The 7,414-nt window shown below is 35.9% G+C and carries 8 protein-coding genes; 2 read left to right on the top strand and 6 right to left on the bottom strand.

What is annotated here, in order from left to right; translation table 11 throughout:
• Window positions 1–762: 762 nt before the first annotated feature.
• On the top strand, window positions 763–1,629 hold the full coding sequence (locus tag OK414_RS29190; protein WP_047934313.1) for a manganese catalase family protein: 867 nt from the start codon (window positions 763–765) through the stop codon (window positions 1,627–1,629).
• 180 nt (window positions 1,630–1,809) lie between these two features.
• On the opposite strand, the gene OK414_RS29185 is transcribed toward OK414_RS29190, so the two are convergent.
• A complete protein-coding gene (locus OK414_RS29185; protein ID WP_205663453.1) occupies window positions 1,810–2,319 on the bottom strand; it encodes an HTH domain-containing protein in 510 nt (169 codons plus the stop codon).
• A gap of 301 nt (window positions 2,320–2,620) precedes the next feature.
• Complete coding sequence (locus OK414_RS29180) at window positions 2,621–3,016, bottom strand: hypothetical protein (protein WP_264363567.1); 396 nt, start codon at window positions 3,014–3,016, stop codon at window positions 2,621–2,623.
• Window positions 3,017–3,929: 913 nt separating this feature from the next.
• Here OK414_RS29180 and OK414_RS29175 point away from each other — a divergent pair.
• Window positions 3,930–4,496 (top strand): DUF3967 domain-containing protein, encoded by a 567-nt coding sequence (locus tag OK414_RS29175; RefSeq protein ID WP_233335540.1) that lies wholly within the window; start codon window positions 3,930–3,932, stop codon window positions 4,494–4,496.
• Window positions 4,497–4,805: 309 nt separating this feature from the next.
• Here OK414_RS29175 and OK414_RS29170 read toward each other — a convergent pair whose 3' ends face one another.
• From OK414_RS29170 to OK414_RS29155, 4 genes are all read right to left on the bottom strand, one after another.
• Complete coding sequence (locus tag OK414_RS29170) at window positions 4,806–5,429, bottom strand: MarR family transcriptional regulator (protein ID WP_233335541.1); 624 nt, start codon at window positions 5,427–5,429, stop codon at window positions 4,806–4,808.
• Window positions 5,430–5,612: 183 nt separating this feature from the next.
• Window positions 5,613–5,819: a hypothetical protein gene (locus OK414_RS29165; protein ID WP_153252747.1), complete on the bottom strand. Its 207-nt coding sequence runs from the start codon at window positions 5,817–5,819 to the stop codon at window positions 5,613–5,615.
• Window positions 5,820–6,040: 221 nt separating this feature from the next.
• On the bottom strand, window positions 6,041–7,258 hold the full coding sequence (locus tag OK414_RS29160) for a relaxase/mobilization nuclease domain-containing protein (protein WP_205663454.1): 1,218 nt from the start codon (window positions 7,256–7,258) through the stop codon (window positions 6,041–6,043).
• Window positions 7,240–7,383, bottom strand: coding sequence for a MobC family plasmid mobilization relaxosome protein (locus OK414_RS29155; RefSeq protein WP_264363568.1), 144 nt, complete (start codon window positions 7,381–7,383; stop codon window positions 7,240–7,242). The genes OK414_RS29160 and OK414_RS29155 overlap by 19 nt, the downstream gene beginning before the upstream one ends.
• Between the last annotated feature and the right edge of the window lie 31 nt (window positions 7,384–7,414).

The following is a 7,414-nucleotide window of genomic DNA, read 5'->3' as shown; positions in this document are numbered from 1 at the left end:
AGATGTGGTGAACTTGGTGTAAAATTCCAGCTTTATGCTTCCATAATACACCAAACAGTCGGAATAAGGCAAGCTCTACAATTGGTACCCAATTGAGCTTGGTTATGCTGAGCATAACAATCCCCCCAGCCCCCTTTTCAAGGGGGAGCCAAACCGCGGACGCTGTCCACACCTGCCAAAGGAAAGCTCCTTTGGAATGGCTTCTACAAACACCCCCAACCCCCTCAACACTTTGAGGGGGCTCCCTCGCCGGTTGGCGTCAAACAAACGTGGTTGTTTGAGTGCCAAGAGGGTTCGGGTGTAGAGACATTGTCAATTCCTTAATGCTCCCTACGGTCCGCTTACCATTGACAATGCAGCTTATCTCCCCCTTTGTTTTGGGGTAGAGGCTGGCTTCTTATGTTTTTAAGAGTGTTGCTCACCTTGAAGTAAGATGAGCACTTTTGGGCGGCCGAGCTGGCGGTTCGGCAGGTATACTTGCGCAAACAAGCCGATTCTCAAATTCTTCGTTTTGGGTATGTCGGCTTGGCGAGAAATACAAACCTGCCGAAAGTCTTTGTACAAGGAGAAAAGAGTGGAGATTTTTTAAGTGGGTTTCTTAAAAAATACGACTCGTACCTTGTATAAAGACTAGCTATTTTTTAGGGGAGGTAGAAGATATTACAGTTTCTATTTTATAAATAAATTTAGACACCTATCCTTATATAGTTGAATAGCCTATAAAAGATTATTTTGAATAAAAAGTAGATAGGATGATTTCTATTGTTTTTTCATAAAAAGGAACTTCAATACCATGCAAAACCAGACCGTCCGGATCCTTTATTTGCAAAGCAACTGCAAGAAGTTTTAGGGGGGCAATTTGGTGAAATCTCTGTAGCATTACAATATCTATTTCAAGGATGGAATGTACGAGGTAACGGCAAATATAAAGATTTACTTATGGATACAGGAGCCGAAGAATTAGCTCATATCGAAATGTTAGCTACAATGATCGCCCGACTTCTTGATCGAGCACCTGTTGGAGATTTAGAAAAAGCAGCTCAGGATCCTGTCATTGGAGCGATTCTTGGAGGCATGAATCCACAACATGCTATTGTTTCCGGACTTGGGGCCATGCCAGCAGATAGTGTAGGAAACAGATGGCATGCAGGTTATATTGCAGCAAGTGGTAATCTCCTGGCAGATTTTCGCGCCAATTTAAATGCAGAGTCACAAGGTCGCCTTCAAGTTGTACGTCTCTATGAATCAACTAGTGATCGTGGAGTGAAAGATATGCTATCTTGGTTGATTGCTCGGGATACGATGCATCAAAATCAATGGATTGCAGCAATTAAGGAGTTAGAGGAAAAAGAAAATGTAGTTGTTCCAAGTACGTTTCCTCGACACTTAGAGAAACGGGAAGTATCCCATGTCCTCTTTAATTTTTCTGAAGGAGAAAAGAGTGCTACTGGACGCTGGGCAAGTGGTCCAAGCATGGATGGAGAAGGTGTATTTCAATATGTTCAATGCCCAGAAGGATTTGGAGGCAAACCAAAATTAAAACCAGCTCCCCCATATATTCATGATACACCACCTCAAGATTTAAAGAGAAATGATAACTTTACTCCACCTCCTCCACATTTAGCTTAAAAAGAATAACATTTAACAATTTGAGCAAACTACTCAAGATGTATAAAAGCATCAAAACTAACTTCTAATTATGTCACAGAAAAAACTACTGGTCCCCGATGAGCCGGTAGTTTTTTCTGTTTTTTAAGGTGTATATGATATATATTTTTAGTTAACATAAAACCATTTTTCGGAACACTTTTAGTCTAATAACCCTTTTTCCTTAAACACTTTTCTAAGAGCTTCATTTACTAATTCAGATTTATAACTCTTAGGAACTCGATCAATGATACTTAACACATCCTGGTCAAAATAAAACCCTCTATACACTTGTTTTGAGCGTTCTTTTGGATGCTGCAGTAACAAATCAATTGCATCTACTTTGCTATCATTTGTACTAGCTTTTTCAAAGCTGTCATTAGTACTTTCACTTTCATTCAGATAGCTAACACTAGCTGCTATTTCGCTATTGGCTAGCTGTTGTTTTGCTGGCATTTTACTGTTTTTAGAGATAAGAGTACTAAAATCAACATCTAAAGGTTCTGATTCTTCTCCAACATAGCGATAAATACTTTCCTTACTGTCCCATTCATAGCCTAATTTCTTAATCTTTGATTGAATGGTACGAGTACTTACATCATACCGATCAGCTAATTCTTTAATGGTGATTTCTTTCATCATAATTCCATTTAACATCTTTTTTACCAGCATCTTACTAGCCCCCATTTTCGTTTTAAGAGTATAGTACTAGTATTCAAATGCAAAGTAATATTTCCTGCTATTACTTTGCTACAAAATGAATAATTAAGATCAACATGAGCAAACTACTCGAGAAGTCTTTTAGTACTCCAATTACAACCTAATATTTATCAGTAGAAAAAGCCATCTTCCCCAAAGATGGCTTTTTCGCCTTTTAGTTAACATAAAACGCGTTACAGGAACCAAAAGGAGCACATTAAGTGCTCCTTTCCTCATTACCTTATAGTATTTCTTAAAGAATTTTATTTTTGATCTATTTGTCTTTATTATTTAAGTCGTGCCAATCCCAATATGAACTATACAATTCGTCATGTAAAAATTCTTCATCTTCATCGTCATCTTGTTTTTCTTCTAACTTTAAGCCAAACCACATGTCATCATCATTCTCTAATACAGGATCACTTACTCCATCAAGCAAACAAAAAGCACTATGAAAGGCGCCCATGATATTATCTCTTACGATTTTTTCAATTGCACTAATACTTTCATCTGTGAATTCCTGGGTGCTTAAAGAATTTATTTCATCTTTAGTTAAATTGAATTCTTCCCACGGTAATTCCTTAGGAGGTTGTTTTAATTGTTCCCCTATTTCTGAATATTCTTTGATAATATTATGTAGTTCCCTTAAAAATAACTGCTTAGAGTCCATATTTTATTCTCCTATATGTATGTTATGGTTGCTATTTATTATATCAAATTTACTTTGATATTTATTGTGTAGAGTATACAAGTTTAGTTAACATAATCCAGATTATCGGTAATAACGCAAAAAAGAGGAAAGTCTAAACTTTCCTCTTTTTTATATTCCTAAAGATAAAGCTAGCTATAAATAAAACTACAAATAGGATCATTAAATCAAAAATTACTGGATCTCCTGATTGATTAGTTTCATCTACAATTATTACTTGTTGAAATAATAGCATAGCTCCAATTATTACAAAGAACAAAGAGTTGAATAATATATAGCTATTAGCTTTGATTTTATTGCTTAAAAAAACTACATACACAAAATTACATACTAAAAAGATAGTTATCAAATAATAAATCGGTCTAAAAAGTGTAAAGGTTTCCCCGAGCATTTATATAGTCCTCTCTTTTGCTATTCTATTTTTTAAATCAATATATTTCCATTTTATCAAATAATTGATTTTGTTTCATCTTGTATACAAGATACAACCTTAGTTAACATAATGTCTCTTTCCGGAACACATCAAAAAGAGAACCCTTATTGGGAGAAGGGTTCTCCATGGGGCCTTGTTTCTTCTTTATGCAGCTTTTTATACATCCTTGATGTAGCAACGTTTCTTCAGTAGGTGAGTCCTGAAAAAATGTATAAAAAGCGCACCTTTTATTCATATGCAAGCCCTTATAAAAAAAGCATGTATCGGAAAAAGTATGATACAATAACCCCTGGTCTATTTTTTACAAATTTCAACGTAGCAAAAAGAGCAACCTTTCGTCCACTGCAGAGGTTGTTTCTTTATTTTCTTTAAGACACTAATATCTTATTTGAGGGTGTTATAATAGTTATGATTCTGAATAAATTGGAGGTTATAACTGTTATGTACATGGAATTCTATGAAAAAGTAGATGGATTAGCAAGAGCTATTAGAGTCACAACTTCAACTGCAAAGAAATATTATTTACTTTTTGAAGAGCATGGTTATAACTTTAAACGTAATCAGCAAGGACAACTCTTGTTTTCACAAGATGATATAAATTTATTTAAAGAATTAATGATTTTAAAAAATGAAAAAGGTATGACAGTTCCAAAGGCTGTAAAGGAGATTGTAAGTGGAAAAGTTATAACTGACATAACAGATATAACAGACATAACTGTTACAACAGAAGATATAACGGTTATAACTAGCAAAGTTACAACTGTTATGACTGAGATAGAAGAGTTAAAAAAGTTAGTAAAAGATCAAAATGAAATTATAGAGAAACAACAAGAAAATTTTAAAAAGCAATTTTTAAAACAAGAAGCCTACATAAAAGACAATCTAGAACAAAGAGATAAAACGTTAGTTACAACATTAAGAGAAATGCAAGATTCACAGAAAGAAATAGCTGCTACTTTATCCAAAGAAAAAGATAAGAAAAAATGGTGGCAAATATGGCGAAGTTAAACCACTCAATCAATTTGAGTGGTTTTTTGTATATTGCAAAAATGCAACGCATAACAGTTATAACTACTCGGCCGTCTTAAGACGGCTTTTTTAGCCTTCAGGCTATATTTTTTTCAACGAAAAAAATACGAAAAGACTCTTGCAATTCTATTAACGAATTGCTATATAAATAGAGAGTGAGAGTAAAATAACCATTAAGGTAGTAATAAACCCTTTTATACCAAGGCTTTATACCGGATTTCGTAGTTACCGAATTAGATAACTATAGTTACCGAATTAGATAACTACGAAATCATAAAAAAGTAACCCTTAGAAAAGGGTTACTGGAAAATTTTTAAATAAAGGCTTAGCATTAGCAAAAAGTGCTTTTAAAGTTGTTTCTATATTGTCTCGTTCTCCACTATAAATAATATTCGGATTAATAAACAAGGCATATGTACGGGCATTATTGCCTTCTGTTTTCTGACCTTGAGCTTTAACAATTACGCCTTTATCAACTAGCTGATTTACAATTCTACTAACCTTAGGCGCACTAGTTTTTAATCTTTCAGCAATAGCCTTCTGAGTCAATGGAACTGCACTTCTAGAGTGAATATTATCTACAATGCAGTTACTTTTAAATTGCATATATCTTTGAATACGAAGTAAGAAGAGCATCTGTTCATCAGTAAAATAATCATTGTCTAAAGCATAATCCCAATTATCCTGAATAAATTGAGCAAATTTCACTTTTGATTTTGGAGAACGTTTAGTTCCAACGTAAATCTCCTTTCCTCCAGTCGCTTTACTTAATACTTCTATAGCCTTGTTAACATCATCCTGATCAACACCATGATAGTCTTCTTTTAATTTTTCTTTTTCATTTTCTAAATCTCTTAACCTAGCATTTTGTTCGGCATCATCAAAATTAATTTTGAATTTTCTTTTTTTCAATTGTTAATTCCTCTCCTCTAGCAGGAATTAACCGTCCTGTGTTAAAATAAAATTAATTAAATAGGTTGCACAACAACAAGAGGTTAATCCCTCGAAATGTTTTGTTAAAAGTCCTCTGGCCCGCTAAAACTAGAGGACTTTCTTATTTTTAATTTTAAATCATATAGATCTTTATTTCATTGATTATTTATTCTTTACACTTCTTGATTCTACAGGTATTTCTTTCTCATATAACCTTCTTAAGGCCAAACGTATAACATCATTTTGAGTAATAGGTTTAAAACTAAAATCATTAAAATCATTAAATGAGTTAATTAACTCCTGAACCATTACTAATTCGTCTTCGTCAAGCCTTATGGAAGTAGTTTTTAACGTCTTTTTTTCTGTCATGTCAATACCTCCAACTTCTTCTATATACAACATTATACAATTCAATTTAATCAATCGCAATACAATGTAATCTATTAGATTATAAAAGAAGATGTTATCCTAACTCTATACCAAACAACCCAAAGAACCACTTGAACAAGAAGAACATAGGCACCATAAAGACGGCCGCCCCAGCTCCATACTTCACCCAATCTAACCAGCCATTAAACACCACGCCCAACTTAGCGTTCGATATCATAGTCTTGCTGTTTTTCTCGATTTCGCTGAGTTCTGATTTCGCCTTCTCGCTCAACATGTCGAACTTGCTCCCCAGGTTGTTGTTGATCTTCTCGAGTTCGTCCTTGATCATTTGATTGTTTGTTTGGAACTCGTTGTTCAGAAACTCCTGATTCTGTTTCATCTCGCTGTGCAATACCTTGATGGCCGTCTTCATCTCGGCCAAAGTTTCGTTCGTATATGTCTTGTGCTCTAAGATGGCGGTCTCTAATTTGTTGATCGATGTCAGCGAAGTCAATCTCATTTCCCTCTGTACGTCTTGGCTCGTCTGTTTGATCTGTTCGAGCTCTTGTTGCATCATCATCTCTTTGTTCATGTTTTCTTTCAGGAACGTCGAGAGATAGCCCTCTGTCGCTCTGAGACGTAGAATCATCTCCTGGTATAACTGCTGTAACTGTTGTAACTCCTCTTTTTGCTGAACCTGCTGCTGCTCTTTCTCTTGTAACTTGTCTTTCAAAGCCATCTAAAATCGTCTCCTTTTCATACGCCAGCCCTAACTTGCTGCCACGTACTTTTTTATTCGATTCTAAGTGCTCATACGTGATGTTTTTACCTCGTAAAGTAGCTTGGACGCCTTTGTCTTTTAAACGTTCCTGGAACTCTTCAAAACTCGTTGTCTGCTCTTTTGAAGAGTCAATGGCCGTCCGAATTTCATCTTTCCAACTCGACTCACCTTTTTGAAGCAAGGACTGTTCAGCTAACGTATAGCGCACATCGGCCGAGCGCTCTTCTACAATGGACAAACCATGTTCTTTACATAATTCATCGCTCACGTCACGAAACCGGTCAATGGCCTCTTGGCCATGCGCATGAAACTTTCGACCATCCTCATAGTTCACGGCATTGATTACGATGTGGTTATGAATGTGATCCTTGTCCGTATGCGTGTAGACGGCCACCTCGTGGCCTTTGGCTAATTTCTCAGCTAGTTTTAACCCAATTTCATTAGCTTTCTGAGGATCTACTTCATCAGGTTTAAATGATTGAATGACATGGTGGGCTTGTATGCCGCCACTCTTGCCCCATATTTCCCTTGTAGCTTTAAATTGGTTCCGAACATAGTCCACATCGCAATCAAGCGAATTTGCCACCTCAGCGCGCTTCTCAGCGTACTTCAGTAACGCATTGGCATTTTTCGTCGTACTCAGCTTAATTGTTGCCATGCTGCAGCCAATCCCTTTTTAATTTCGTCGAGATTATATACCAATCTCTCAAGCTCCTGTTCACTCAATTGTTCGATGTCTCGTGCATTACACCATCTCGCAATCTGGTTCACATTGGTACCCACAGCACGCAATTCCTTCGCGATTGCCAGAGCA

Source organism: Priestia sp. JV24 (assembly GCF_025910025.1).
Lineage (GTDB): Bacteria > Bacillota > Bacilli > Bacillales > Bacillaceae_H > Priestia > Priestia megaterium.
The sequence above is the reverse complement of the archived record's forward strand: the minus strand, read 5'-3'. Positions and strand labels throughout refer to the sequence as shown.

Bases quoted from the DNA above. Each gene is read 5' to 3' on its own strand.
- OK414_RS29185 (WP_205663453.1), bottom strand. From the start codon at position 2,319: ATGCTGGTAAAAAAGATGTTAAATGGAATTATGATGAAAGAAATCACC.
- OK414_RS29180 (WP_264363567.1), bottom strand. From the start codon at position 3,016: ATGGACTCTAAGCAGTTATTTTTAAGGGAACTACATAATATTATCAAA.
- OK414_RS29175 (WP_233335540.1), top strand. From the start codon at position 3,930: ATGTACATGGAATTCTATGAAAAAGTAGATGGATTAGCAAGAGCTATT.
- OK414_RS29165 (WP_153252747.1), bottom strand. From the start codon at position 5,819: ATGACAGAAAAAAAGACGTTAAAAACTACTTCCATAAGGCTTGACGAA.
- OK414_RS29160 (WP_205663454.1), bottom strand. From the start codon at position 7,258: ATGGCAACAATTAAGCTGAGTACGACGAAAAATGCCAATGCGTTACTG.